20 protein-coding genes are annotated in these 25,188 nt (G+C 72.3%); 11 read left to right on the top strand and 9 right to left on the bottom strand.

The features are described 5' to 3' along the window. The first annotated feature begins 86 nt into the window (after nt 1–86). Nucleotides 87–1,577 carry a maltokinase N-terminal cap-like domain-containing protein gene (locus ACIP82_RS19560; RefSeq protein WP_363604868.1) on the top strand — a complete coding sequence of 497 codons (1,491 nt, stop codon included), beginning with the start codon at nt 87–89 and terminating at the stop codon, nt 1,575–1,577. Between the two features lie 112 nt (nt 1,578–1,689). Next, nucleotides 1,690–4,155 carry a 1,4-alpha-glucan branching enzyme gene (gene glgB / locus ACIP82_RS19555; protein WP_400654664.1) on the top strand — a complete coding sequence of 822 codons (2,466 nt, stop codon included), beginning with the start codon at nt 1,690–1,692 and terminating at the stop codon, nt 4,153–4,155. Nucleotides 4,156–4,231: 76 nt separating this feature from the next. On the opposite strand, the gene ACIP82_RS19550 is transcribed toward glgB, so the two are convergent. Further along, the gene (locus ACIP82_RS19550; RefSeq protein WP_400654662.1) at nt 4,232–4,369 is read right to left on the bottom strand and encodes a hypothetical protein; all 138 of its coding nucleotides are present in this window, start codon (nt 4,367–4,369) and stop codon (nt 4,232–4,234) included. A gap of 127 nt (nt 4,370–4,496) precedes the next feature. On the opposite strand from ACIP82_RS19550, the gene pta reads away from it, so the two are divergent. The 3 genes from pta (at nt 4,497) to pyk (ending at nt 9,368) form a co-directional block, all read left to right on the top strand. Then, entirely contained in the window at nt 4,497–6,635 is a 2,139-nt protein-coding gene (gene pta, locus ACIP82_RS19545; RefSeq protein ID WP_363604863.1) for a phosphate acetyltransferase, read from the top strand. After that, a complete protein-coding gene (locus ACIP82_RS19540) occupies nt 6,632–7,846 on the top strand; it encodes an acetate kinase (protein ID WP_363604862.1) in 1,215 nt (404 codons plus the stop codon). Before pta ends, ACIP82_RS19540 begins: the two co-directional genes overlap by 4 nt. A 94-nt stretch (nt 7,847–7,940) precedes the next feature. After that, on the top strand, nt 7,941–9,368 hold the full coding sequence (gene pyk / locus ACIP82_RS19535) for a pyruvate kinase (protein ID WP_363604861.1): 1,428 nt from the start codon (nt 7,941–7,943) through the stop codon (nt 9,366–9,368). A gap of 67 nt (nt 9,369–9,435) precedes the next feature. Here the strand turns inward: pyk and ACIP82_RS19530 are convergent, their stop codons facing one another. From ACIP82_RS19530 to ACIP82_RS19515, 4 genes are all read right to left on the bottom strand, one after another. After that, nucleotides 9,436–10,764 carry a hypothetical protein gene (locus tag ACIP82_RS19530; protein ID WP_400654658.1) on the bottom strand — a complete coding sequence of 443 codons (1,329 nt, stop codon included), beginning with the start codon at nt 10,762–10,764 and terminating at the stop codon, nt 9,436–9,438. Next, on the bottom strand, nt 10,761–11,354 hold the full coding sequence (locus ACIP82_RS19525) for a DUF6114 domain-containing protein (RefSeq protein WP_400654655.1): 594 nt from the start codon (nt 11,352–11,354) through the stop codon (nt 10,761–10,763). Before ACIP82_RS19525 ends, ACIP82_RS19530 begins: the two co-directional genes overlap by 4 nt. A gap of 152 nt (nt 11,355–11,506) precedes the next feature. Next, nucleotides 11,507–12,172 carry a DUF6230 family protein gene (locus ACIP82_RS19520; RefSeq protein WP_363604858.1) on the bottom strand — a complete coding sequence of 222 codons (666 nt, stop codon included), beginning with the start codon at nt 12,170–12,172 and terminating at the stop codon, nt 11,507–11,509. 712 nt (nt 12,173–12,884) lie between these two features. Beyond that, nucleotides 12,885–13,883 (bottom strand): tetratricopeptide repeat protein, encoded by a 999-nt coding sequence (locus ACIP82_RS19515; protein WP_363604857.1) that lies wholly within the window; start codon nt 13,881–13,883, stop codon nt 12,885–12,887. Between the two features lie 512 nt (nt 13,884–14,395). Between ACIP82_RS19515 and ACIP82_RS19510 the strand changes: the two genes are divergently transcribed. Then, nucleotides 14,396–14,962 carry a TetR/AcrR family transcriptional regulator gene (locus ACIP82_RS19510; protein ID WP_400654779.1) on the top strand — a complete coding sequence of 189 codons (567 nt, stop codon included), beginning with the start codon at nt 14,396–14,398 and terminating at the stop codon, nt 14,960–14,962. A 54-nt stretch (nt 14,963–15,016) separates the two neighbouring features. Here ACIP82_RS19510 and ACIP82_RS19505 read toward each other — a convergent pair whose 3' ends face one another. From ACIP82_RS19505 to ACIP82_RS19495, 3 genes are all read right to left on the bottom strand, one after another. Next, nucleotides 15,017–16,702: a methylmalonyl-CoA mutase gene (locus ACIP82_RS19505; protein WP_400654651.1), complete on the bottom strand. Its 1,686-nt coding sequence runs from the start codon at nt 16,700–16,702 to the stop codon at nt 15,017–15,019. Between the two features lie 191 nt (nt 16,703–16,893). Further along, nucleotides 16,894–17,232: a DUF3817 domain-containing protein gene (locus ACIP82_RS19500; protein ID WP_363604855.1), complete on the bottom strand. Its 339-nt coding sequence runs from the start codon at nt 17,230–17,232 to the stop codon at nt 16,894–16,896. Between the two features lie 119 nt (nt 17,233–17,351). Next, nucleotides 17,352–17,879, bottom strand: coding sequence for a MarR family transcriptional regulator (locus ACIP82_RS19495; RefSeq protein WP_363604854.1), 528 nt, complete (start codon nt 17,877–17,879; stop codon nt 17,352–17,354). 489 nt (nt 17,880–18,368) lie between these two features. Between ACIP82_RS19495 and ACIP82_RS19490 the strand changes: the two genes are divergently transcribed. Together ACIP82_RS19490 and ACIP82_RS19485 are read left to right on the top strand one after the other, a co-directional pair. Beyond that, nucleotides 18,369–20,009 carry a M4 family metallopeptidase gene (locus ACIP82_RS19490; RefSeq protein ID WP_400654648.1) on the top strand — a complete coding sequence of 547 codons (1,641 nt, stop codon included), beginning with the start codon at nt 18,369–18,371 and terminating at the stop codon, nt 20,007–20,009. 434 nt (nt 20,010–20,443) lie between these two features. Beyond that, nucleotides 20,444–22,057 carry a M4 family metallopeptidase gene (locus ACIP82_RS19485; protein WP_400654646.1) on the top strand — a complete coding sequence of 538 codons (1,614 nt, stop codon included), beginning with the start codon at nt 20,444–20,446 and terminating at the stop codon, nt 22,055–22,057. 119 nt (nt 22,058–22,176) lie between these two features. Here the strand turns inward: ACIP82_RS19485 and ACIP82_RS19480 are convergent, their stop codons facing one another. Then, complete coding sequence (locus ACIP82_RS19480; RefSeq protein WP_363604850.1) at nt 22,177–22,509, bottom strand: DUF3817 domain-containing protein; 333 nt, start codon at nt 22,507–22,509, stop codon at nt 22,177–22,179. Nucleotides 22,510–22,802: 293 nt separating this feature from the next. On the opposite strand from ACIP82_RS19480, the gene ACIP82_RS19475 reads away from it, so the two are divergent. The 3 genes from ACIP82_RS19475 to ACIP82_RS19465 all read left to right on the top strand — a co-directional run bounded on the left by ACIP82_RS19475 (nt 22,803) and on the right by ACIP82_RS19465 (nt 25,149). Then, nucleotides 22,803–23,441 (top strand): AIM24 family protein, encoded by a 639-nt coding sequence (locus ACIP82_RS19475; RefSeq protein ID WP_363604848.1) that lies wholly within the window; start codon nt 22,803–22,805, stop codon nt 23,439–23,441. Further along, nucleotides 23,441–24,091, top strand: a complete 651-nt coding sequence (locus ACIP82_RS19470; protein ID WP_363604847.1) for an AIM24 family protein — start codon at nt 23,441–23,443, stop codon at nt 24,089–24,091. Before ACIP82_RS19475 ends, ACIP82_RS19470 begins: the two co-directional genes overlap by 1 nt. A 260-nt stretch (nt 24,092–24,351) precedes the next feature. Next, nucleotides 24,352–25,149: an AIM24 family protein gene (locus ACIP82_RS19465; protein ID WP_363604908.1), complete on the top strand. Its 798-nt coding sequence runs from the start codon at nt 24,352–24,354 to the stop codon at nt 25,147–25,149. The last annotated feature ends 39 nt before the right edge of the window (nt 25,150–25,188 follow it).

Genomic DNA, 25,188 nt, shown 5'->3' with positions numbered 1-25,188 from the left:
TCGCCGCCGCGCCGCCGAATTCCGGAAGACTGACGGACCCGGCCAGACCCGTCGGGCAGTCCGCCCGCTTCCGGGGAAAGGGAGTCATGTCCGAAACCTCCCGTTCTCAAGCCCACGTTCACCGCGACACCCCCGCCGGTTCCGCCGCGCCGGTGGGCGCGCGCGGCACCGGGGCCCGGAGAACCGCCCTGGGGGTCAGCGAACTCGTCCAGGCAGCCCTGCCGCTGATCGCCGAATGGCTCCCGACCCAGCGCTGGTACGCCGGCAAGGGCCGGCCCATCACCGGCCTCACCCCGGCGGTCGGCACCCCGCTCCAGGTCGGCGACCCCGCCCTGCTGCACCTGCTGCTGCGGGTCGAGCACGCCACCACCGCCGGCGCGCCCCACGGGGACATCTACCAACTGCTGCTCGGCATCCGCTCGGAAGGCCCCTCGGACATCGAACCGACCGCCGTACTCGGCCGCCTCAGCCAGGGCCCGTACGACGGCGCGACGCTCTACGACGCCGTGCACGACCCCGAGCTGACCGGGCGGCTGCTGGAGCATCTCGCCACCGGCGACCGGTTCGGCTCCCTCTCGTTCCGCCGCACCCCGGGCTCCGGACTGCCCGCCAACCTCCCCGGCCGCGCCTCCACCGCCGAGCAGTCCAACAGCTCGGTCATCTACGGCACCTCCTACATCCTCAAGCTGTTCCGCCGGATCCACCCCGGCACCAACCCCGACCTGGAGCTCTCGCTCGCGCTCTCCCGGGCCGGCTCCACCCGCATCCCCCGGGTCGCCGCCTGGTTCGAGAGCCGGCTGGAACGCGCCGAACCCGCCACCCTCGGACTGCTCCAGCGCTATCTGCCGGAGGCCGAGGACGGCTGGGAGCTGGCGCTGGACCAGGTCGGCCGGCTCAAGGGCGACCGCTCCCCCGGCAACTTCGCGATCGAGGCGCACCGGCTCGGCCGGGCCACCGCCGAGGTGCACCGGGTGCTGGCCCGCTCGATGCCGGTCGCCCGGCTGGACCGTGCCCAGACCCGGCAGCTGGCCACCGCGATGGCCGACCGGCTGGACAGCGCGGTCGCCGCCGTCCCCGGCCTGCTGCGTTACCGGGCCGCATTGCGCACCGCCTTCCAGCAGCTCGCCGACGCCCACCCGGACGGCCTGCCGGTCCAGCGCATCCACGGCGACCTGCACCTCGGCCAGGCCATGCGCACCCCGCACGGCTGGGTGCTGCTGGACTTCGAGGGCGAGCCGGCCAAGTCCGTCGCCGAGCGCCGCGAGCCGCAGACGGCGCTGCGCGACGTCGCCGCGATGCTGCGCTCCTTCGACTACGCCGCCGCCCACCTGCTGGCCGGCGGGCCGGCCGACCCGGAGCTGGCCCACCTCGCCGCCGCCTGGGCCCAGCGCAACCGCACCGCCTTCTGCGCCGGCTACACCGCCGGCGGCGGCACCGACCCGGCCGCCTCGCCGGAGCTGATGCGCGCCCTGGAGATCGACAAGGCGGTGTACGAGGTGGTCTACGAGGCCCGGCACCGGCCCGGCTGGCTGCCGATCCCGCTGGCCGCGATCAACCGCCTCGCGCTGACCGTCTGAGCACCCCCCGCTTCCGCGCCTTCCGTACCCACGCCTGCCCGCCCGCCCCGGAGAAAGCCCACCCCGCCGCCGACGATCCCGCGGCCATCCGATTCCGCAGGAGGACCCCGCCGTGACGCCGCTCGACCCGCCCGGCCGCACCACCCGCCCCGTGCCAGCCACCTTCCTGGCGGACGCGGACTCCCCCCAGCGCGAACCCGTGACGGCCCGGTCGGCCGAACCGCGGCCGTCGGCGGCCGCCAGCACGCCGGCTGCCGACGCCGTGCCCACCAACGCTGCGCCCTCCTGTGCCGTGCGCTCCAACGCCGTACCCACCGGCGCCACGCCCTCCGGTGCCGCTCCCGTCGCCCCGGCCACCGCGACCGCCGCCGTGCCCACCGGCACCCTGCGGCTGCCCGAGGCGCCGCTGCCGCCGGCCGAGGTGGACCGGCTGCTCCGCGGCGAGCACCACGACCCGCACGCCCTGCTCGGCGCCCACCCGGTGCACGGCGGCACCGCCATCCGGGTCCTGCGCCCGTTCGCCGAGCGCGTGGTGGTGGAGACCGCCCACGGCCCCGCCGAGCTCACCCACCAGCAGAACGGGCTCTTCACCGGCCTGCTGGCCGGCACCGAACTGCCGGACTACCGGCTGCTGGTGACCTACCCCGGCGGTGAGCCGCTGGTCCAGCCCGACGGCTACCGCACCCCGCCCACCCTCGGCGAGCTGGACCTCCACCTCATCTCCGAGGGCCGGCACGAGCAGCTCTGGCAGGCCCTCGGCTCGCATGTGCGCACCGTCGACGGGGTGGACGGCACCGCGTTCGCGGTCTGGGCGCCGAACGCCGTCGGCGTCCGGCTGATCGGCGACTTCAACCACTGGGACGGCACCGGGCACCCGATGCGCTCGCTCGGCTCGTCCGGCATCTGGGAGCTGTTCGTGCCCGGCCTCGCCGAGGGCACCCAGTACAAGTACGAGATCCACACCCGGCAGGGCTGGGTGCTCGACAAGGCCGACCCGCTGGCCCGTGCCGCCCAGTGCCCGCCCGGCACCGCCTCCGTCGTCACCTCCTCCGCGTACCGCTGGCAGGACGGCGACTGGATGGCCCACCGGGCCCGCACCGCCCACCACCGGGCCCCGATGTCCGTGTACGAGCTGCACCTGCCGTCCTGGCGGCCCGACCTCACCGGCTACCGGGAGATCGCCGAGGAGCTCCCGGGCTACCTCAGGGACCTGGGCTTCACCCATGTGGAGCTGATGCCGGTGATGGAGCACCCCTTCGGCGGCTCCTGGGGCTACCAGGTCTCCGGCTACTACGCCCCCACCGCGCGGCTGGGCGGCCCGGACGACTTCCGGTACCTGGTCGACACCCTGCACCGGCACGGCATCGGGGTGATCGTCGACTGGGTGCCGGCGCACTTCCCCAAGGACGACTTCGCGCTCGCCCGCTTCGACGGCGAGCCGCTGTACGAGCCGGCCGACCCGCAGCGCGCCGAGCACCCCGACTGGGGGACGCTGGAGTTCGACTACGGCCGCACCGAGGTCCGCAACTTCCTGGTCGCCAACGCGGTGTACTGGTGCGAGGAGTTCCACATCGACGGCCTGCGGGTGGACGCCGTCGCCTCGATGCTCTACCTCGACTACTCCCGCGAGGACGGCGGCTGGACCCCCAACCGGTTCGGCGGCCGGGAGAACCTGGACGCGGCCGCGTTCCTCCAGGAGATGAACGCCACCGTCTACCGGCGCTGCCCCGGCGTGGTCACCATCGCCGAGGAGTCGACCGCCTGGGACGGCGTCACCCGGCCCACCGACAACGGCGGCCTCGGCTTCGGGCTGAAGTGGAACATGGGCTGGATGCACGACTCGCTGGTCTACATGTCCAAGGAGCCGGTGCACCGCAAGTACCACCACAACGAGATCACCTTCTCGATGGTGTACGCCTACTCGGAGAACTACATCCTGCCGATCTCGCACGACGAGGTGGTGCACGGCAAGCAGGCGCTGGTCTCCAAGATGCCCGGCGACTGGTGGCAGCAGCGCGCCAACCACCGCGCCTACCTGGGCTTCATGTGGGCCCACCCGGGCAAGCAACTCCTCTTCATGGGGCAGGAGTTCGCCCAGGGCGCGGAGTGGGACCACGAGCAGGGCCCGCAGTGGTGGGTGCTCGACGAGCAGTGGCCGGCGGCCGGTGACCACCGCGGCGTCCGGGACCTCGTCCGCGACCTCAACCGCACCTACCGCGCCAGCCCCGCGCTCTGGGAGCAGGACACCACCCCGGACGGCTTCCGCTGGCTCGACGGCGGCGCCGCCGAGGACAACCTGCTCTCCTTCGTCCGCTACGCCGCCGACGGCACCCCGCTGGTCGCCGTCTGCAACTTCTCCCCGGTCGTCCGGCACGGCCACCGGGTCGGCCTGCCCGCCCTGACCGGCCGCGACCAGCTCTGGGAGGAGGTGCTGAACACCGACGCCGAGACCTACGGCGGCAGCGGCCTCGGCAACTCCCGCCCGGTGAAGGCCGAACCCACCCCCTGGAACGGCCAGCCCCGCAGCGCCGAACTCGTCCTCCCGCCCCTCGCCACCCTCTGGCTCCGCCCGGTCTGACCCGGCCCGCCGGCCGGTGCCGGACCGTTGCGTCCCGTACCGGCCGGCCCGGGCCCGCCCCGGGCGGGGCGTTCCGTCACACCGGAGCCGCCACCGGGAAGCCGAGATCGGCCGCGGCCCTGGCCGGCTCCTGGTCACAGGTGATGAACTCGGCGAGCTCCTCCCGGTGGACGGTGCCGGCGACGTGGCGCGGCGACGGGTCGCGGGACCACACGACAGCCCCGGAAGGGACCTCCGTCCCTTGCCTCCTTCGGCTTCACGCGCATGCGTACACCTGTCCTAAATGCGAAGGTATGGTCACTGGTGACGACGGCATGGGACGACGGGACGGAGACACCCACGTGGCGCGCAGCGTGTACGTGACCGGTATCGACCGGGGGGACGGCCGCCAGGCGGTCGAACTCGGGGTCATGGAACTGCTCACCCGCCAGGTGGACCGGGTCGGGGTGTTCCGGCCGCTCGTCCACGCGCCCGCCCCCGGCGAATCCGGCTCCGACCACGTCGTGGAGCTGCTGCGCACCCGCTACCGGCTCGACCTGCCCTCCGCCGAGCTGTACGGCCTCACCTACGAGGAGGCCGCCGCGTTCCAGGCCGCCCACGGCCAGGACGAGCTGGTCTCCACCCTGGTCGACCGGTTCCGGGCGCTGGAACGGCACTGCCAGGCGGTGCTGGTGCTCGGCACCGACTTCGCCGACACCAACATCCCGGACGAGCTGGCCTTCAACGCCCGGCTCGCCAACGAGTTCGGCGCCGCCGTCCTCCCGGTGGTCGGCGGCCACGCCGAGGACGCCGAGGCCGTGATCGCCGAGGTCCGCAACGCCCACCGCGCGTACACCGACCTCGGCTGCGCGACCCTGGCGATGATCGCCAACCGGGTCGCCCCCGGCGCCAAGCAGCGGATCCAGCGCACGCTCACCGAGAAGCTGCCGATCCCCGCCTACGTCATCCCTGAGGAGCCGGCGCTGGCCGCGCCGACCGTCGCCCAGCTGGTCGAGGCCACCGGCGCCGACGTCCTGACCGGCGACGCGGCCGGCCTGGCCCGGGACGTCCGCGGCTTCGTCTTCGGCGGCGCCATGCTGCCGACCTTCCTGGACGCACTGACCGAGGGCGCCCTGGTGGTCACCCCCGGGGACCGCGCCGACCTGCTGATCGGCTCGCTGGCCGCACACGCCGCCGGTGCCCCGCCGATCGCCGGCGTCATGCTGACGCTCGGCCAGCACCCCGGCCCGAACGTCATGGCACTGGCCGCCCGGCTCGCCCCCGGCACCCCGGTCGCGGTCGTCCCCGAGGGCAGCTGGATCACCGCCGCCGCCCTCACCCACCTGGAGGGCAAGCTCTCCGCGGCCAGCCCGCGAAAGGCCGAGATCGCCCTCGGCCTCTTCGAACTGCACGTGGACACCGCCGAGTTGACCAACCGGATCGAGGTCGGCCGGTCCGAGCGGGTCACCCCGATGATGTTCGAGCACGAGCTGCTGGAGCGCGCCCGGTCCGCCCGCCGGCACGTGGTGCTGCCCGAGGGCACCGAGGAGCGGGTGCTGCGCGCGGCCGAGATCCTGCTCCGCCGCAACATCTGCGACCTCACCCTGCTCGGCGAGACCGACGCCGTCCGCCGCAAGGCCGCGAGCCTCGGCATCACCCTCCCGCAGCCGGGGGGAGACCCGGCCGCCGACCGCGTCCAGGTGCGGATCGTCGACCCTGCCACCAGCCCGCTGCGCCGGCAGTTCGCCGAGCTGTACGCCAGGCTGCGCGCCCACAAGGGGATGACCGTCGAGCTGGCGCTGGACGTCGTCACGGACGTGAGCTACTTCGGCACCCTGATGGTCCAGGAGGGCATCGCCGACGGCATGGTCTCCGGTGCGGTGCACTCCACCGCCGCCACCATCCGGCCCGCCTTCGAGGTGATCAAGACCTCGCCGGGCGCCGCGATCGTCTCCTCGGTCTTCTTCATGTGCCTGGCCGACAAGGTGCTGGTCTACGGCGACTGCGCGGTCAACCCCGACCCGGACGCCCAGCAGCTGGCCGACATCGCCATCCAGTCCGCCGCCACCGCCGCCCAGTTCGGCGTCGAGCCGCGGGTCGCGATGCTCTCCTACTCCACCGGCACCTCCGGCTCGGGCGCCGACGTGGACAAGGTCCGCAAGGCCACCGAACTGGTCCGCGAGCTGCGCCCGGACATCCTGGTCGAGGGCCCGATCCAGTACGACGCGGCGGTGGACGCCCATGTCGCGGCCACCAAGCTGCCGGGCTCCTCGGTGGCCGGCCGGGCCACCGTGCTGATCTTCCCGGACCTCAACACCGGCAACAACACCTACAAGGCGGTCCAGCGCTCGGCCGGCGCGGTGGCGGTCGGCCCCGTCCTCCAGGGGCTGCGCAAGCCCGTCAACGACCTCTCGCGCGGCGCCCTGATCCAGGACATCGTCAATACGGTCGCGATCACCGCGATCCAGGCACAGGGCCGCACCGAAGGAGCCCAGGCATGAGTGGCGGCACCCGTGTCCTCGTCCTGAACGCCGGCTCCTCGTCGGTGAAGTACCAGCTGATCGACATGCTCGACGGCGCCCGGCTGGCCTCCGGCCTGGTCGAGCGGATCGGCGAGGCGAACGGCCGGCTGGTGCACACCCCGCGCTCCGGCCAGCGGCGGGAGACCCTCCAGGTCTTCCCCGACCACGACGCCGGGCTGAAGGCCGTCGCCGAGGAGCTCGCCGCCGACGGCCTCGGACTGGACTCCCCCCAGCTGGCCGCGATCGGCCACCGGGTGGTGCACGGCGGACTGCGGTTCACCGAGCCGACGGTGATCACCGACGATGTGCTCAAGGAGATCCGCCGGCTGATCCCGGTGGCGCCGCTGCACAACCCGGCGAACATCACCGGCATCGAGGTGGCCCGCGCCCTGCGCCCGGACCTGCCCCAGGTCGCCGTCTTCGACACCGCCTTCCACGCCTCGATGCCGGAGTACGCGGCCCGGTACGCGGTGGACAAGGCGGTCGCGGACGAGCACCGGGTGCGCCGCTACGGCTTCCACGGCACCTCCCACCAGTACGTCTCGCGGGCCACCGCCCGGCTGCTCGGCAAGGACCCGGCCGAGGTGAACGTGATCGTGCTGCACCTGGGCAACGGCGCCTCCGCCTCGGCGGTCGGCGGCGGGCGCTGCCTGGACACCTCGATGGGCCTGACCCCGCTGGAGGGCCTGGTGATGGGCACCCGCTCGGGCGACATCGACGCGGGCGTGGTGTTCCACCTGCACCGGGTCGGCGGGCTCTCCATCGACGAGATCGACGACCTGCTCAACCGCCGCAGCGGCCTGCTCGGCCTGTGCGGCGACAACGACATGCGCGAGATCATGCGCCGGGCGGAGGAGGGCGACGCGGACGCCGGGCTCGCCTTCGACGCCTACATCCACCGGCTGCGCAAGTACATCGGCGGCTACTACGCGGTGCTCGGCCGGGTGGACGCGATCGCCTTCACGGCGGGCGTCGGCGAGAACGCGGCGCCGGTGCGCGCGGCGGCCACGGCCGGACTGGACGAACTGGGCATCGCGGTGGACCCCGAGCTCAACTCGGTGCGCTCCGGTGAGGCCCGGATCATCTCGCCCCCGTACGCGCGGGTGGCGGTCGCGGTGGTGCCCACCGACGAGGAGCTGGAGATCGCCCGACAGGCGTTCGCCCTGGTACACCGGCAGTCCGGGGAATGACACGCCGTCGTCTCGGCTCCCGGAATCCTTCGTCGGCGATTCCTCACGATTCGTGCCGAATGCACCTATAACACGAACGGATAGACTGATCCATATGCGCCGAGCGAAAATTGTCTGCACCCTGGGTCCGGCGACGGACTCCTACGAACAGCTGAAGGCCATCGTCGAGGCGGGCATGAACGTCGCCCGACTGAACATGAGCCACGGCACCCACGCGGACCACGAGGAGCGGTACCACAAGGTCCGCCAGGTCTCGGAGGACACCGGCAAGGCCATCGGCGTCCTTGCCGACCTCCAGGGTCCCAAGATCCGTCTGGCGACCTTCGCCAACGGTCCGGTGACCGTCGACAACGGCGACGAGTTCACCATCACCACCGAGGACGTCCCCGGTGACCAGCACATCTGCGGTACCACCTACAAGGGCCTGCCGGGCGACGTCAAGGCCGGCGACCCGATCCTGATCAACGACGGCGTCATCGCCCTGGAGGTCGTCAGCGTCGACGGCCCGCGGGTGAAGACCGTGGTCGTCGAGGGCGGCGTGCTCTCGAACAACAAGGGCATCAACCTCCCCGGCGCGGCCGTGAACGTGCCGGCCCTGTCCGAGAAGGACAAGGACGACCTGCGCTTCGCGCTGCGGCTGGGCGTCGACATGGTCGCGCTCTCCTTCGTCCGCAACGCGGACGACATCAAGGACGTCCACGAGGTCATGGACGAGGTCGGCATCCGCGTGCCGGTCATCGCCAAGATCGAGAAGCCGCAGGCCGTCGAGGCCATGGAGGAGATCGTCCTCGCCTTCGACGCCATCATGGTGGCCCGTGGCGACCTGGCCGTCGAGTACCCGCTGGAGCGGGTGCCGCTGGTCCAGAAGCAGCTGATCACCCTGGCCCGCCGGAACGCCAAGCCGGTCATCGTCGCCACCCAGATGATGGAGTCGATGATCCACGCCTCGCGCCCGACCCGCGCCGAGGTCTCCGACGTCGCCAACGCCATCCTGGACGGCACCGACGCGGTCATGCTGTCCGCCGAGTCGAGCGTCGGCAAGTACCCGGTCGAGACCGTCCGCACCATGAGCCGGATCGCCGAGAAGGCCGAGGAGGAGCTGCTCTCGCACGGCCTCCAGCCGCTGAACCCGGGCCGCAAGCCGCGCACCCAGGGCGGCTCGATCGCCCGCGCCGCGTGCGAGCTGGGCGACTTCCTCAACGGCAAGGCGCTGATCGCGTTCACCAAGTCCGGTGACACCGCGCGCCGGCTCTCCCGGTACCGCTCGCCGATCCCGGTGATCGCGTTCACCCCGGACAACGCCACCCGCAACCAGCTCTCGCTGAGCTGGGGCGTCGAGGCGCACGTCACCGAGCAGGTCGAGACCACCGACGAGATGGTCGCGCAGGTCGACCGCGAGCTGCTGAGCATGGGCCAGCTGGGCGAGGGCGACACCGTCATCGTCACCGCCGGCTCGCCGCCCGGCATCCCCGGCAACACCAACATGGTCCAGGTGCACCACCTGGGCACCCGGAGCGAGTGACACCCGGTCCGCAGAACGCCCCGTGGGGCGGCTCCTCCACTGTGGAGGGGCCGCCCCACGGGCGTTGTCAGGTGTTGCTGTAGGGCTCGTCGTCGTTGTACAGCCGCATGCCCGGGATCCGGAGCGTGCCGCCGAACTGGCCGGCCTGCTTGGCGGTGACGCCGGTCAGCTCCAGGTCCAGCGGGACCGGGACGGATCCGATCAGGTCGTAGAGCCAGCGCGGCAGGGTGTCCGGGGTGAGGGTGAGCTCGCCCAGGTCGATCGGCAGCGGGAGGCCGAGCACCTTCGAGAGGTGGCCGGAGAGCCGCTCCACGTACATGGTGACCGCGCCCTTGCGCATGGTCGAGGTCGAACCGTCGGCGCTCTTGACGTGGAAGGTCTTGCCGTTGCCCTCCAGCGTCGACATGTCGAGGTTCTCGATGTCCACGGTGTCGACCACGAACTTCAGCACCCGCTTGGTGCCGGTGGGCGTCTTCACGTCGTAGACGCCGTGGAAGACCGCGCCGTGCAGGCCCAGCCGGCTGGACCGCAGGGTCCAGTTCTGCTCCGGGACGACGTGCCCGGGCGCGGCCGCGCCGGCCGTCAGACCGCGGGCGTCCACCGCGCAGTTGGGGTTGGCGCTCGGCGAGCCGGAGGCGGCGGACGGGGCGGCGGACGGCGTCGTCCTGGGGCTCGCCTTGCCGCCGCCGGGCGCCTTCGGGCCGGACGAGGCCTGCGGCGAGGTCGTGGACGACGGCGTGGACGACGGCGCGGCGGTCGGGCCGCCGTCGGCGGTGGGCGTGGACGAGGCCGGCGGCGCGGGCTGGACCGGGTCCGCCGCGCGGGCGGCGGCGGTCGGGGCGGTCGGGGCGGTCGTGGCGCTCGGGCCGGAGGCCGGTGGCGTGGCGGTGGCACCCGCCGTCGGACCGGGCGAACCGCCCGGGTCGGCCAGGTGGGTGACTCCGCCGAGGAGGTCGTCGACGAGCCCGGCCGGGGCGGCGGTACCGGCGCCGCCGGCGGCGGTCGGGGTGTCGGTCGGGGTGTCGGTCGGGGCCGGCGCCGTGGGAGCGGTCGAGGGAGCGGCCGTCGGCACCTGCGTCGGCACGGTCGTCGGAGCCGTCGTCGGCGCTCCGGTGGGCGTCGCGGACGGGCCCGGCGGCTCGGGCAGCTCGCTCTTGGGGACGGGCGTCTCCTCCACCGGCGCGACGTCCGGGACGCTCTCCGGCGCGGTGGCGCACGGCTTGCCGCCCGAGGGCTCGGCGACGGCCGGGCTCGGCGTGTAGGCGGCGGCCATCAGCAACGCGGTCGGCACCGCGGCCATCGCCAGCGCACGGCCTCTCAGCCGGACCCGGGCGGGCGTCCGGGGCGCCGCGTGCCGTGCCGAGCGCTGTTCCGGCTGCTCCTGCGGCTCGGTCACCGCCCCTCCTCGGCGTCACCGGTCCGCGACGGGACGGTGCCCTCGACGGACTGGGCCGGGGCCGCGTCCGGGGCCGGCGGCGCGGCCTGCGCGGGGACGGCCGGGAGCGGCGCGGTGGCACCCTCGGCGGCGGTGCTCTGCGCCATGGCGGTCTCGGCGACGGCCGCCTCGGCCTCCGGCTCCGGCAGCGGCGCCCAGGCCAGCATCAGCCCGCCGCCGATCAGGCCCGGAAGCAGCGCCGTACCGAAGCCGGACAGGTTGGAGACCGGGATCGAGACCAGCACGAGCAGGGTGGTGGCGACCCCCGCGAAGACCCGGATGGCCGGCTGGAACCAGGCGGTCAGCCCGAGCACGATCAGCAGGACCCCGATGATCAGGGACCCGGCTCCCGCCGTGGTCGCCATGGTCATCGTCATCCCGCTCAACGACAGCTTGGCGTACGGGAAGTACATGATCGGCACGCCGGCGATCATGGCCAGCAGACCGCCGTAGAACGGGCGGGACCGGCGGAAGTTGCGGAACACCCGGCGCAGCCACTGGGCGGGGTGCTCGTGCTCGGCGGGCCGCAGCTCGGCAAGGGCGCTGGACACGGTGCAGCTCCTCGATGGTGTGAACGAGGGAGGGAACGGGACGGGGAGGACCGGGGGCGGCGCGCGCACCACCCCCGGTCCCCCGATGCCGCCGACCGGCGCCGGGCACAGCGCCCGCCACCGGTCGGCGGCCAGGGCGTGTCAGACACGCCTCAGTAGCACTCGTGCCCGCCGTCGGTGTGCAGCGCGAGCTTCAGGCCCTGGAGCTTGAAGGTGCCGGCCGAGGTGGCCCAGGCGGTCTGCTGCACGTTGGTCAGGTCGGCCTTCTCGGCGGCCTGGGCGAAGCCGACCCCGCCGGAGGGCTTGCCGGTGCCGAGCGCCGACTTCCAGCCCGCGGTCGCCTGGCCCTTCAGGGTGGAGGCGTCCTGACCGATGTTGATGTTGGTGAACTCGGCGTCGGCGTTGAGTGAGTCCAGGTCGATCAGCAGGTTCTTCGCGGAAACCTGCCGCGCCGGGTCGTCGCTCTGGCCGGCCTCAAGACGCAAGGTGATCTTCGGCAGCTTCCACGGCAGGCCCGGGATGATGTTCGGGTCGGTCACCACCGACTGGCAGAGGCCCTTGATCGTGGCCGAGTCGAAGGCCGACACCGCGATCGGGTGCGGGGTGCCGTTGACCTCGGCGTCGATCGAACCGAACTGCGCGAAGTTCTGGCCGTGCAGCTCCTCCGCGGTGACCTTGAACTGCTGGCCGGAGACGCTGAACGAAGCGGCGAGCGCGTTGTTCGCCAGGCTGACGCCGACCGCGGCGGTGGCCGCGAGACTGGGCACCATCACCAGGGCGAAGCGCTTCCAACGGGTCTTGCCGTAGGTCTGGGACATGCGAGTCCTCCTTCTAGGACGTACATCTCCGGCTCCCCGGCGGTGCGTCCCGCACCGCGGGGGGCCTGGGATGGGAGAGAGCCACGTCCTCGGTAGCGAAGAGCGCCGCAGGCGTCGTCGGACCCGGGAGCGGCCGGCACACGGTGGCACTCCCGTCCCTTCGCCGGCCGCCCTTGCGAGGCGGCGGGCAGGGCCGACGACATCGGCGATCACCCCCGAGCGACAACCAGCGACCGCGCGGGCCGCGCGGCCGGACGAAGGACAGGAACCGCCGTGGGACCGCGGATACCCCCCTGCCCTCCCTGCCGTCGGCCATGGCCGACGGCTCACCCGGTGGGGATCCCGCGCTCCGCCCGCCGACCGGCTGTCGGAGGGGGTGGAGTCTGGGACCGGGCGTCGCCGATCGTGCTGGAATCCCGGGCGAAGCACAAGGGGTTCATTACTGACGGGTAATCCAACATCGGGCGGTAATGATCATGACATTGGCCACCCGAACACTCTGCGTGACCTCTTGAAGAATTCGTAACGGCCAAATCCCCCGGAAACGCCAGCGAAACACCCGTGGACGGTCACCTGAAGTGACCGTCCACGGGTGTTGTCAAGATTTGGTAAACCTCTGACGCGATGACCGGATTGTCGCCAAATCGCCAGCGACACCGCAGGTCATTCGGCGTGCCGGCGAGGGCGCGTCAGAGCGGGGTCGGAAGGGCCGTCAGAACAGGACGCGGGCCAGCGCGGTACGCGCCGCCGTCACCCGTGGGTCCGTCGTGCCGATCACCTCGAACAGCTCCAGCAGCCGCACCCGGGCGGTGTCCCGGTCGTCGCCGAAGGTCCGGCCGACGGTGTCCACCAGGCGCCCGAAGGCGTCCTCGACGTGTCCGCCCACCAGGTCCAGGTCGGCCGCGTCCAGCTGCGCCGCGACGTTCTTCGGGTCGGCCGCGGCCGCCGCGCGGACGTCCTGCGGGTTGAGCCGCTCCACCCGGCGCAGCAGTTCCGCCTGGGCCAGCCCGAGCTTGGCCTCGGTGTTGCCCGGCTGGTCGACCAGGACGTTCCGGTAGGCCTGGACGGCACCGCCGAGGTCACCCCGGTCCAGCGCCTCGTGGGCGGCGGCCAGCGCCGGGTCCTCCGGCAGGTACGGGGCGGCGGCCTCGCCGGGGACCGCGCCGGGCACCGCCGCGCCGCCGGCCACGCCGAAGCGCTGCTCGGCGACCAGGATCAGCTGGTCCAGCACCTTGCGGACGTTGGCCTCGCTCTCGGCCCCCTGGAACAGCGGCACCAACTGCCCGGCCACGACGGCCATCACGGCCGGAATGCCCTGGATGCCGAACTGCTGGGAGAGCTGCGGGCTGGCCTCCACGTCGATCTTGGCGAGCACGATCCGGCCGGCGTACTCCTCGGCCAGGCGCTCCAGGATCGGGCTGAGCTGCTTGCAGGGCCCGCACCACTCGGCCCAGAAGTCGATGACGACCGGAACCTCGGTGGAGCGCTGGACGACCTCGGCCTCGAAGGTGTCCTCGGTGACATCGATGACGAGCTCGTACGCGAGCGGGGCCGGGGCGACTCCGGCCGCTTCGGCGGCGGCCGCCTGACGGGCCCGCTCGGCCCTGGCCTGCTCGGCCTTCTGGGCAGCCTCGCCGGCTGCCTTCACTGCGGCGAGGTCGACCGCACCGCGCAGGGCGGAGCTGTTGGGACGCGAATTCCGTGGCTGCATGGCACCATCCTCCCCCGTCCGCACCGCCGACGGGCACCAACCGCCGGGAAATCCCTCCGCGCGGGCTGCGCGGCTTCCGTTCCCTGACGGGCGGCCCCGTACCAGGTAGCCTGAACCGTTCGGCGCGGATCCCCACCCGCACCCGCGCCGCTCCCGTCCCACGGGTCGCGACGCCTGGTTGTCACTGCTTTCGCTACGAGCCGTAGCGTAACTGGATCGAGGGCCCCCGCCGCAAGCCCCGTCGGCCATCCCGGGACGTGAGCTGCCCCACTTTCCCCGGCACCCCGGCTGCCCCGGACGGCGAACAGTCGCTACCGTTACCAGCCCCACCCAAGTTACTTACCAGTAGATCGCAAGGAGGCCCGGTGTCGGCCGCCCAGCCCCCCTTGACCCCGGAGCACCCGGCAGTCCGGGAGCACCCCCCAGCAGCCGCGGCGGCCCGGGAGGCCCCGGGGAGCCCCGACGGCGCCGCGACCAGAGCCAAGGGGCGCCCGCGCAGCGCCGCCGCCGATCTGGCGATCCTGGACGCCACCCGCGAGACCCTGGCCGAACTCGGCTGGGGCGGACTGACCATGGGCCACGTCGCCACCCGCGCCAAGGTCGCCAAGACCACCCTGTACCGGCGCTGGCCGTCCAAGAACGAGCTGGTGGTGGACGCCGTGGCCAGCCTCTTCGACGAGCTGGTCATGCCCGACCTGGGCAGCCTGCGGGCCGACATCGAGGCCGTGGTGGTCCAGTTCGCGGACCTGCTGGCCCGCCCCGAGACCCAGGCGGCGCTGCTCGCGCTGTTCGCCGAGGGCACCCGCGACCCTCAGCTGCGCCGGCGGATCCGGGAGGCGATCGTCGACCCGCAGAAGCACCTGGTCCGGCAGGGCCGGGCGGCCGCCCAGGCGCGCGGCGAACTCGCCCCGGACGGCGATCCGACGGCGGCCTGCGAGGAGATCGACATCATCTTCGACACCATCGCGGGGACGGTCGAGCACCGCGTCCTGGTCAGCGGCGAGCCGATCACCGCCGACTGGACCCGCCGCTTCACCAGCCTGCTGCTCGGCCCCTTCCCCAGCCTGCCGGCCGCGTGAACGCGCGGAGCCGCCCCGCACGCTCGTGCGGGACGGCTCCGGACGCCGACGGGGTCAGAAGGAGGCGGACTCCCGGTAGGTGCCCCACTCCTCGCGCAGCGCGTTGCAGATCTCGCCCAGGGTGGCCTCGGCCCGCACCGCGTCCAGCATCGGCGGGATCATCGACGCGCCCGAGCGCGCCGCCGCCAGCATCGCGTCCAGCCCGGCCCGTACCGCCGCGTCGTCCCGGCCCGCCTTGCGCTCGGCCAGCACCCGCACCTGCTCGCGCTCCACCTCGTGGCTGACCCGCAGGATCTCCAGCTCGGGGGTGACGCTGCGCGGATGGCAGTTGACGCCGACCACCCGCTTCTCGCCCTTCTCCACCCCCTGCTGGTACTGGAAGGCCGCCTCGGCGATCTCCCCGGTGAACCAGCCCTCCTCGATCCCGCGCAGGATGCCGGAGGTGATCGGCCCGATCCCGTGGTCCTCGCGGCCCTTGTCGAGGATCCGCTGGAAGATCGCCTCGGCCTGCTCCTCGATCCGGTCGGTGAGCGCCTCGACGTACCAGGAACCGCCCAGCGGGTCGGCCACGTTGGCGACGCCGGTCTCCTCCATCAGCACCTGCTGGGTGCGCAGGGCGATCTCGGCGGCCTGCTCGGAGGGCAGCGCCAGGGTCTCGTCCAGGGCGTTGGTGTGCAGCGAGTTGGTGCCGCCGAGCACGGCCGACAGCGCCTCCACGGCGGTGCGGACCACGTTGTTGTACGGCTGCTGCGCGGTGAGCGAGACGCCGGCGGTCTGGGTGTGGAAGCGCAGCCACTGCGCCTTGTCCGTCTTCGCGCCGAAGCGGTCGCGCATCCAGCGGGCCCAGATCCGGCGGGCCGCGCGGAACTTGGCGATCTCCTCGAAGAAGTCCAGGTGCGCGTCGAAGAAGAAGGAGAGGCCGGGGGCGAAGACGTCGACGTCCAGGCCGCGGGAGAGGCCCAGCTCGACGTAGGCGAAGCCGTCCGCCAGGGTGTACGCCAGCTCCTGCGCGGCCGTGGCCCCGGCCTCGCGGATGTGGTAGCCGGAGACGGAGAGCGGCTTGTACGCCGGGATGCCCCGGGCGCAGTACGCCATCAGGTCGCCGATCAGGCGCAGGTGCGGCTCGGGGGCGAAGAGCCACTCCTTCTGGGCGATGTACTCCTTGAAGATGTCGGTCTGCAGGGTGCCGTTGAGCACCGCCGGGTCGACCCCCTGGCGCTCGGCGGCGACCAGGTACATGCAGAAGATCGGCACGGCCGGGCCGCTGATCGTCATCGAGGTGGTGACCTCGCCCAGCGGGATGCCCTGGAACAGCACCTCCATGTCGGCGGCCGAGTCGATGGCCACGCCGCAGTGGCCGACCTCGCCGAGCGACTTGGCGTCGTCCGAGTCGTAGCCCATCAGGGTGGGCATGTCGAAGGCGACCGAGAGGCCACCGCCGCCCGCCTCCAGGATCATCCGGTAGCGCTCGTTGGTCTGCCGGGCGTTGCCGAAGCCGGCGAACTGGCGGATCGTCCACGTCCGCCCGCGGTAGCCGGTGGGGTGCAGGCCCCGGGTGTACGGGTACTCACCCGGCCAGCCGATCCGCTCGAAGCCCTCGTAGGCCTGCCCGGCGGGCGGGCCGTAGACCGGCTCGACCTCGTCACCGGAGAGGGTGGTGAAGTCCGCGTCCCGCTTGCGGGCACTGTCGTACCGCTGCTGCCAGCGCTGCCGGCCGCGCTCGATCTCCTCGGCGTCCATGGACCCGAACTCCGCTCCGTACGGCCGCCACGGTACCGGGGCGGCACAACTATGAGGACGTCCTACCAATTTACTCGGACGTCCTAGTACTTGTCGATGGCGACGGGTCGGAGGATGCCCACGCCACGCCCCGGACATGCGCGAGGGCGCCTCCCCATGATCGGGAGAGGCGCCCTCGGGAACGCGTACGGTCAGACGCCGGCCGGCTGGCGGGCCTCACCGGCGGGCAGCCGCTCGACGGCGTCGCGCACCACGCGGCGCTCGGCGACGAAGGAGGCGAACGGAATGCAGCCGGCCGCCAGGGTGAAGATCATCCGACCCAGCGGCCACTTGAGCTTCTGGCCGAGCAGGAAGGTGACCACGAAGTACCCGATGTAGAGGTAGCCGTGCAGCATCGCCACATAGGTGGTGACGGACTCGGCCGTGTCGAAGCCGTACTTCGCGACCATGAAGCCGCAGAACACCAGCAGCGCAACACCGGTCGCAATGGCCAGGGCCCGGTACCAGCCCAGCAGGGGGGTCGCCTTCATACTTCTCATCGCCTCACTCGGCAGGATCGGCCGGTACGCCCCGATCCGCGCACCGCTCCAACGAGGGTAGCCGCCCTCACGGGTACCGCCGCGCAGCCCCCGGGCGCCTTCCACCGCTCCTACCGCGCCGCCTCCGCGTCCGGCCCGGTGAAGTCGCCCGCGGCCACCCGCAGCGGGCGGAGCAGTTCGAACACCTGGCGGCACTGGTCGGCGCCGTACTCCTCCAGGCCGAACTCCATCGCCATCAGCTCCCGGGTGGCCTCCTCGACCACCTCACGGCCGCGGTCGGTGATGGCGGCGAGCACGCCGCGACCGTCCAGCGGGTTGGGCCGGCGGGCGACCAGGCCGGCCCGCTCCAGCCGGTCGACGGTGTTGGTGACGCTGGTCGGGTGGACCATCAGCCGCTCGCCGATCTTGGAGAGCGAGAGCTCGCCGGTCCGGCTGAAGGTGAGCAGCACCAGCGCCTCGTAGCGGGCGAAGGTCAGCCCGTACGGCTTGAGCACCGCGTCCACCCGGGAGAGCAGGATCTGGTGCGCCCGCATGATCGAGGTGATCGCCGCCATCGAGGGGACTCCGCCCCAGCGGCGGGTCCACAGCTCGTCGGCGCGGGCGATCGGGTCGAAGTCGAGTGCGAGGGGCTTGGCCACGTCCTTACCGTACCGGCGGGCGGGACGGGTGGTACCAGGCGTCCTGATGGTGGACAAGTGTGACGCGTGGCGGGATCACGCCAGCCGGGGCCACAGGTACATACCAGGACATTGCGGGAGCGTGAACCCCCGCCAATCCGCCCGCACCGGCCGCCGGCCGGCCGCCGATCGGGCGCGCGGCCCGGTATCAGGCCTCGGTTCGGGCGGTAACCCACCGAACGGCCGGGTGTTTTGACCGTTTCGCACCCTGTTGGCGATCCGCCGGACTGGCGAGACCTGGCCAATTGATGATCGGGACCTGTCATTTCACTTGCTGGATTGTCATGCTTTCGCCCAGCCCCGTCCGGCGGGCACCGCCCCACTCACCGGTGCCCGCCGCTCGACCGCACGGAGCAGCACGTCAGCGCCCGTTCCGCCCCTCAGGTGCCAACCCCGGCACCCCGGGACGAGGCGCGCCCGCACCCGCGGTATCTCCGGAAGGACCTGTACGTGAAGCGAAAGCTCGCAGTCGGCGCCGTACTCTCCGCCGCCGCCCTCCTCACCGGTGTCATCCAGGTCGGCACCGGCATCGCCCAGGCCAGTCCGACGCCCACCGCGCAGGCCCGGGCCGCGCAGCAGCACGCCGCCGCGATCGCGCTGGCCGGCGGCCAGGCCGGACCGCTGGCGAAGGCGCTCGCCCTGGGCGGCCAGGAGCAACTGGTCGCCAAGGACGCGGTGGTGGACCCGGACGGCACCCGGCACCTCCGCTTCGAGCGCACCTTCGCCGGCCTGCCCGTCCTCGGCGGCGACCTGGTGGTGCACCAGGGCACCGACGGCGCGCTGAAGTCGGTGGACAAGGCCGTCACCGCGCGGATCAGCGTGCCCAGCCTCACCCCGAAGCTCTCCGCCGACAAGGCCGCCGCCCAGGCCGCCGGCGCGGTGCAGGCCACCGTCGGCATCGCCGCCGACAAGGACGACTCGCCGCTCACGGAGGTGCACCGGACCGGCGCCGCCAGGCTGGTCGTCTGGGCCGCCGACGGCAACCCGCGACTGGCCTACCAGACCGTGGTCGAGGGCCTGCGCGCCGACGGCACCCCGAGCAGCCGGCAACTGGTCACCGACGCCGCCACCGGCGAGGTGTTCTCCACCCACGAGCAGGTGCAGACCGCCGGCGGCACCGGCACCGGCGTCTTCGTCGGCAACGTCCCGCTGACCACCACCCAGAGCGGCTCGGCGTACCAGCTGAAGGACGCCTCCCGCGGCGGCCAGTCCACCAGCGACCTCAAGGGCCGCACCTCCGGCTCCGGCACCCTGTACACCGACGCCGACAACGTCTGGGGCGACGGCACCGTCGCCAACGGCCAGTCGGCCGCGGTGGACGCCCAGTTCGGCGCGGCGGCCACCTGGGACTACTACAAGAACACCTTCGGCCGCAACGGCATCAAGAACAACGGCGTCGGCGCCACCAGCCGGGTCCACTACGGCAAGAACTACGTCAACGCGTTCTGGAGCGACAGCTGCTTCTGCATGACGTACGGGGACGGCGCGGGCAACACCCACCCGCTGACCGCGCTGGACGTGGCCGGCCACGAGATGACCCACGGCGTCACCTCGGCCACCGCGGGCCTCAACTACTCGGGCGAGTCCGGCGGCCTCAACGAGGCCACCTCGGACATCTTCGGCACCATGGTCGAGTGGTACGCCGACCTGCCCTCCGACAAGCCGGACTACCTGATCGGCGAGAAGATCGACCTCAACGGCAACGGCACCCCGCTGCGCTACATGGACAAGCCCTCCAAGGACGGCGGCTCGGCCGACTCCTGGTCCTCCGGCGTGGGCAGCCTGGACGTCCACTACTCCTCGGGCGTGGCCAACCACTTCTTCTACCTGCTGGCCGAGGGCAGCGGCGCCAAGACCATCAACGGCGTCAGCTACAACAGCCCGACCTCCAACGGCTCGACCGTCACCGGCATCGGCCGGGACAAGGCCGCCGCGATCTGGTACCGCGCGCTGACCGTCTACTTCACCTCCACCACCAACTACAAGGCCGCCCGCACCGGCACCCTGAGCGCGGCGGCGGACCTCTACGGCCTCGGCAGCCCCCAGTACAACGCGGTGGCGGCCGCGTGGAGCGGCGTCAACGTCAACTGACGCCCGGGCGAACGGCGCCCGGGGCCCACGAGGCCCCGGGCGTCTCGGCGCCGGCGCGGTGGCGGCGGCCCCCGAGGGGAACGGGCGCGCGGTAGCAGCGGGTGCCCGGACCGGCAAGGGTGGCCGCTGGCGGGATCCCGCCAGCCCGACGAACCGCCCGATAACGGGGCATTCACCCCTGCCGAACCATCCGCACCGCCCGCTGGCGAGACCTGGCCAATCGCCGGAGGCGCCCTGTCCTTTCACCCCCTGCATTGTCATGCTTCTGCCCAAGCCCCGTTGGGCGGCCGTCGCCCCCACCCATCCCATCGACCGGCCGTCAAGAACCGCACGGGAGCAGCACGTCAGCGCCCTACCGCCCCACGGCGCCAACCCCGGCGCCCCGGTATGCGGCGTGACCGCGCACACGCGGTTTCGTGGAAGGGACCCCGTACGTGAAGCGAAAGCTGACAGCCGGAGCCGTACTCTCCGCCACCGCCCTGCTGGCCGGCGCCATCCAGGTCGCCGCCGCTCCCGCCCAGGCCGCCACCCCCTCGGTGGCGCAGCAGCGCGACGCGCTGATCGCCCTGGCGGGCGGGCAGACCGGCCCGGTGGCCAAGGCGCTCGCGCTCGGCGGCCAGGAGCAACTGGTCGTCAAGGACGCCGTGGTGGATGCCAACGGCACCCGCCACCTGCGCTACGAGCGGACCCTGGGCGGCCTCCAGGTGATCGGCGGCGACCTGGTGGTGCACCAGCGGGCCAACGGCTCGATAGCCTCGGTGGACCGGGCGTTCGCCGGGCAGCTGTCGCTGCCGAGCCTGACCCCGAAGCTCTCCGCCGCCACGGCCGCCACCCAGGCGACCGGCGCGGTGCGGGCCACCGTCGGCATCGCGGCCGACAAGGAGGACGCGGCGATCAGCCGGGTCGACGGCGCCGGCGCGGCCACCCTGGTGGTCTGGGCCGCCGACGGCAGCCCGCGGCTCGCCTACCAGACCGTGGTCGAGGGCCTGCGGGCCGACGGCACGCCGAGCCGCCAGCGGCTGATCACCGACGCGGCCACCGGCGCGGTGCTCGCCGCGCACGAGGAGATCCAGACCGCGACCGGGACCGGCAAGGGCGTCAACGTCGGCTCCGTCACGCTGACCACCACCCAGAGCGGCTCGACGTACCAGCTGAAGGACGCCTCCCGCGGCAACCAGTGGACCGGCAACGCCGCCAACGGGAACGCGCTCTACACCAGCACCACCAACGCCTGGGGCAACGGCCTGCCCTCCAACACGCAGTCCGCCGCGGTGGACGCCCAGTTCGGCGCGGGTGCCACCTGGGACTACTACAAGAACACCTTCGGCCGCAACGGCATCAAGAACAACGGCGTCGGCGCGAGCAGCCGGGTGCACTACGGCAGCAACTACGTCAACGCCTTCTGGGACGACTCCTGCTTCTGCATGACGTACGGGGACGGCTCCGGCAACACCCACCCGCTGACCGCGATCGACGTGTCCGGCCACGAGATGACCCACGGCGTCACCTCGGCCACCGCCGGGCTGATCTACTCCGGCGAGTCCGGCGGCCTCAACGAGGCCACCTCGGACATCCTCGGCACCATGGTCGAGTGGTACGCCAACCTGCCGGTGGACGTGCCGGACTACCTGATCGGCGAGAAGCTCAACATCAACGGCAACGGCACCCCGCTGCGCTACATGGACAAGCCCTCCAAGGACGGCGCGTCCAAGGACTCCTGGTACTCCGGGGTCGGCAACGTGGACGTCCACTACTCCTCGGGCGTGGCCAACCACTTCTTCTACCTGCTGGCCGAGGGCAGCGGCGCCAAGACCATCAACGGCGTCAGCTACAACAGCCCGACCTCCAACGGCTCGACCGTCACCGGCATCGGCCGGGACAAGGCCGCCGCGATCTGGTACCGCGCGCTGACCGTCTACTTCACCTCCACCACCAACTACAAGGCCGCCCGCACCGGCACCCTGAGCGCGGCGGCGGACCTCTACGGCCTCGGCAGCCCCCAGTACAACGCGGTGGCCGCGGCCTGGAGCGCGGTGAACGTCAACTAGCACCTCACCAGCCACCTCCGGAAACGGCGACAGGCTGCCGCGGCCCACTGGGAGAGGGGGGCCTCGGCAGCCTGTCGGCCGTTACCGGTCCGCGCGGCGGGCGGCGGGCGGTCAGCGGGTCACGCGGCGGCGGGCTCGCGCTCGGCGGCGGCCGGGTGCTCGCCGCGCTCCTCCTTGGCGAGCATCCGCTCGGCGAAGAAGCCGCCGGTGGGCAGCACCGAGAGGACGAAGAGCAGGACACCGCGCTTGAGGTCCCACTTCTGCGCCTGCCAGGCCATGATCCAGAAGACCGCGTACAGGATGAACAGGATCCCGTGGATCATGCCCATCACCGGGACACCGTCGAAGCTGGTGGTGCGCTTGAGCACCGAGCAGACCAGCAGCAGGATGAAGGAGACCCCTTCGGGGCCGGAGACCAGGCGCAGTCGGTGGACGGCGGCGTTGCTCTTCACGTTCGGTTCCTCACCGGGGCGGGGGCGGCGGAGTGCGCGGTTCGGGAGCCGGGCATGCGCACAGTGCTTGTGAACGGGCTCACAAGCCGTCACCCATTATCACCGACCCACCCGTCCGGACGACCCCGGGGGCCGGACACGTGCCCGATGTCACAGGACCGTCCGGATCGCCGCCGGCCGGGACCGCGCGCGTCCGCCGCCCGCCCCGGCCTGAGCTGCGAATTTGTCCCAGACCCGTACCAGAACCTCCCCGCCCCTCCCCCGAGGGCGCCCGGTCCCGCTAGATTGCGGCCGTGGCACAGTTTCGACTCCAGGGGTCCAAGGTGCTCGCCGTCGACATGACGGGCGACGCCGTGAAAGCCAGAAATGGCTCGATGGTCGCGTACAGCGGCCAGATGAACTTCAAAAAGCTCACCGGCGGCGGCGACGGCCTGCGCGGCATGGTGACCCGACGGCTGACCGGCGAGCAGATGACGGTCATGGAGGTGAAGGGGAAGGGCACCTGCTACTTCGCCGACAAGGCCACCGAGATCAACCTGGTCCGGCTGAACGGCGAGACGCTCTACGTCGAGTCGGACAACCTGCTCTGCACCGAGGCCACGCTGAAGACCGGCACCAGCTTCACCGGTCTCAACGGCATGTCCTCGGGCAACGGCCTGTTCACCACCAAGGTCGAGGGCCACGGCTGGGCCGCCGTCACCTCCAAGGGGCCGGCGGTCATCCTGCGGGTCTCCCAGGGCATGCCGCTGCGGGTGGACCCGGGGGCGTACGTGGCGCACACCGGCAGCCTGCACCGGAGCCTGAAGTCGGGCGCCGGCTGGAGCACCTTCATCGGCGAGGGCGGTGGCGAGGCCGTCCAGGTGGAGTTCACCGGCGAGGGCCTGGTGTACGTGCAGCCGTCGGAGAAGGCCACCATCGGGGGTGACGTCTGATGCCGTTCACGAAGGTCAACAACAAGATGGTCGAGGCCCGGGTCGTCCCCGGGCAGCGGCTGTTCAGCCAGCGCGGCGCGATGCTCGCGTACACCGGCGAGGTCCGCTTCACCCCGAACATCACCGGCGGGCAGGGCGGGGTGATGTCGATGATCGGCCGCCGGGTGGCCAACGAGGACACCCCGTTGATGACGGTCGAGGGCCAGGGCACCGTGATGTTCGGCCACGGCGGCCACCATGTGCACGTGATCGAGCTGGCCGGCGACACCCTCTTCGTGGAGGCGGACCGGCTGCTGGCCTTCGACGGCTCGCTGCAGCAGTCCACCATGTTCATGGGCTCGCAGGGCGGTGTGATGGGGATGGTCCGCGGCCAGGTCACCGGCCAGGGCCTGTTCACCACCAAGCTGGACGGCCACGGCTCGGTGGCGGTGATGGCCCACGGCGGTGTGTTCGAGCTGCCGATCACCCCGAACCAGCCGGTGCACGTCGACCCCCAGGCCTATGTCGCGCACCGCGGCCAGGTCCAGAACAAGCTGTCCACCGCGCTGGGTTGGCGCGACATGATCGGGCGCGGCTCCGGCGAGGCGTTCCAGCTGGAGCTGTCCGGGAACGGCACGGTGTTCGTGCAGGCGAGCGAGGAGAAGCTCTGATGTCCTACCCGCCGCCGCCCCCGTACGGCCAGCCGAACAGCCCGTACGGCCAGCAGCCGCCGTACAACCAGCCCACCCAGCCCGGCTATCCGGCGCCCCCGCCGCCCGGCTACGGCCCGCCGCCGGGGCCCGGGTACCCGCCCCCGCCGCCGCAGGGCCACCCGCAGCAGGGCGGCTACCCGCCGCCCCCGCCGCAGGGCTACCCCGCCCAGCCGCAGCAGCAGTACGCCCAGGAGCAGTTCGGCGGCGCCCAGGCCCCGCTGCCGACGGCGCAGAGCGGCTCCGGCCCGGTGGTGTACGACGCGCACAGCCTGCCGGTCAACGACAACGTCAACCCGTACGCCTTCTCGGTGGACCTGAACGGGGCGTACTTCCTCCAGAAGGGCAAGATGATCGCCTACTACGGCGACATCTCCTTCAAGGGCGTCGGCTCCGGCGTGCTCGACCGGATGATCGGCCAGCACTTCAACTCGCCGATGCACGCGGCGGACTGGGTGGTCGCCGAGGGCCGCGGCAGGCTGCTGCTGGCCGACCGCGCCTTCGACCTCAACTCCTACGACCTGGAGGACGGCAACCTGACCGTCCGCTCGGGCAACCTGCTGGCCTACGAGCCCACGCTGCGGCTCAAGCAGTCGATCATCCCGGGCTTTCTGACCCTGATCGGCACCGGCAAGTTCGTCGCGGCCTCCAACGGCCCGGTGCACTTCGTCGAACCGCCGATCCGGGTGGACCCGCAGGCGCTGGTCGGCTGGGCGGACTGCCCGGCGCCGTGCCACCACTACGACCACGACTACATGCACGGGGTGATCGGCGGGCTCCGCCGCCTCACCGGGCTGGGCGGAGCGTCCGGCGAGGAGCACCAGTTCGAGTTCATCGGCGCCGGCCAGGTACTGCTGCAGTCCACCGAGATCCTGCTGGCCGAGCGCGCGGTGGGGGACGTGCACGTCGAGGCGGGCGTGCCGATGGGCGGGGTTCCGTCCCAGCCCGGACAGGGCCACGGCGGGGGCGTGCCCGGCCTCGGTAACCTGGGCGATCTCGGGCGACGTTTCGGCCTGTAAATTTGTACAAGATTTAACTAAATGGGGTATGCTGTCCCC

Source organism: Kitasatospora sp. NPDC088548 (assembly GCF_044753005.1).
GTDB lineage: Bacteria > Actinomycetota > Actinomycetes > Streptomycetales > Streptomycetaceae > Kitasatospora.
This window is presented reverse-complemented; position numbering and strand designations above follow the sequence as displayed.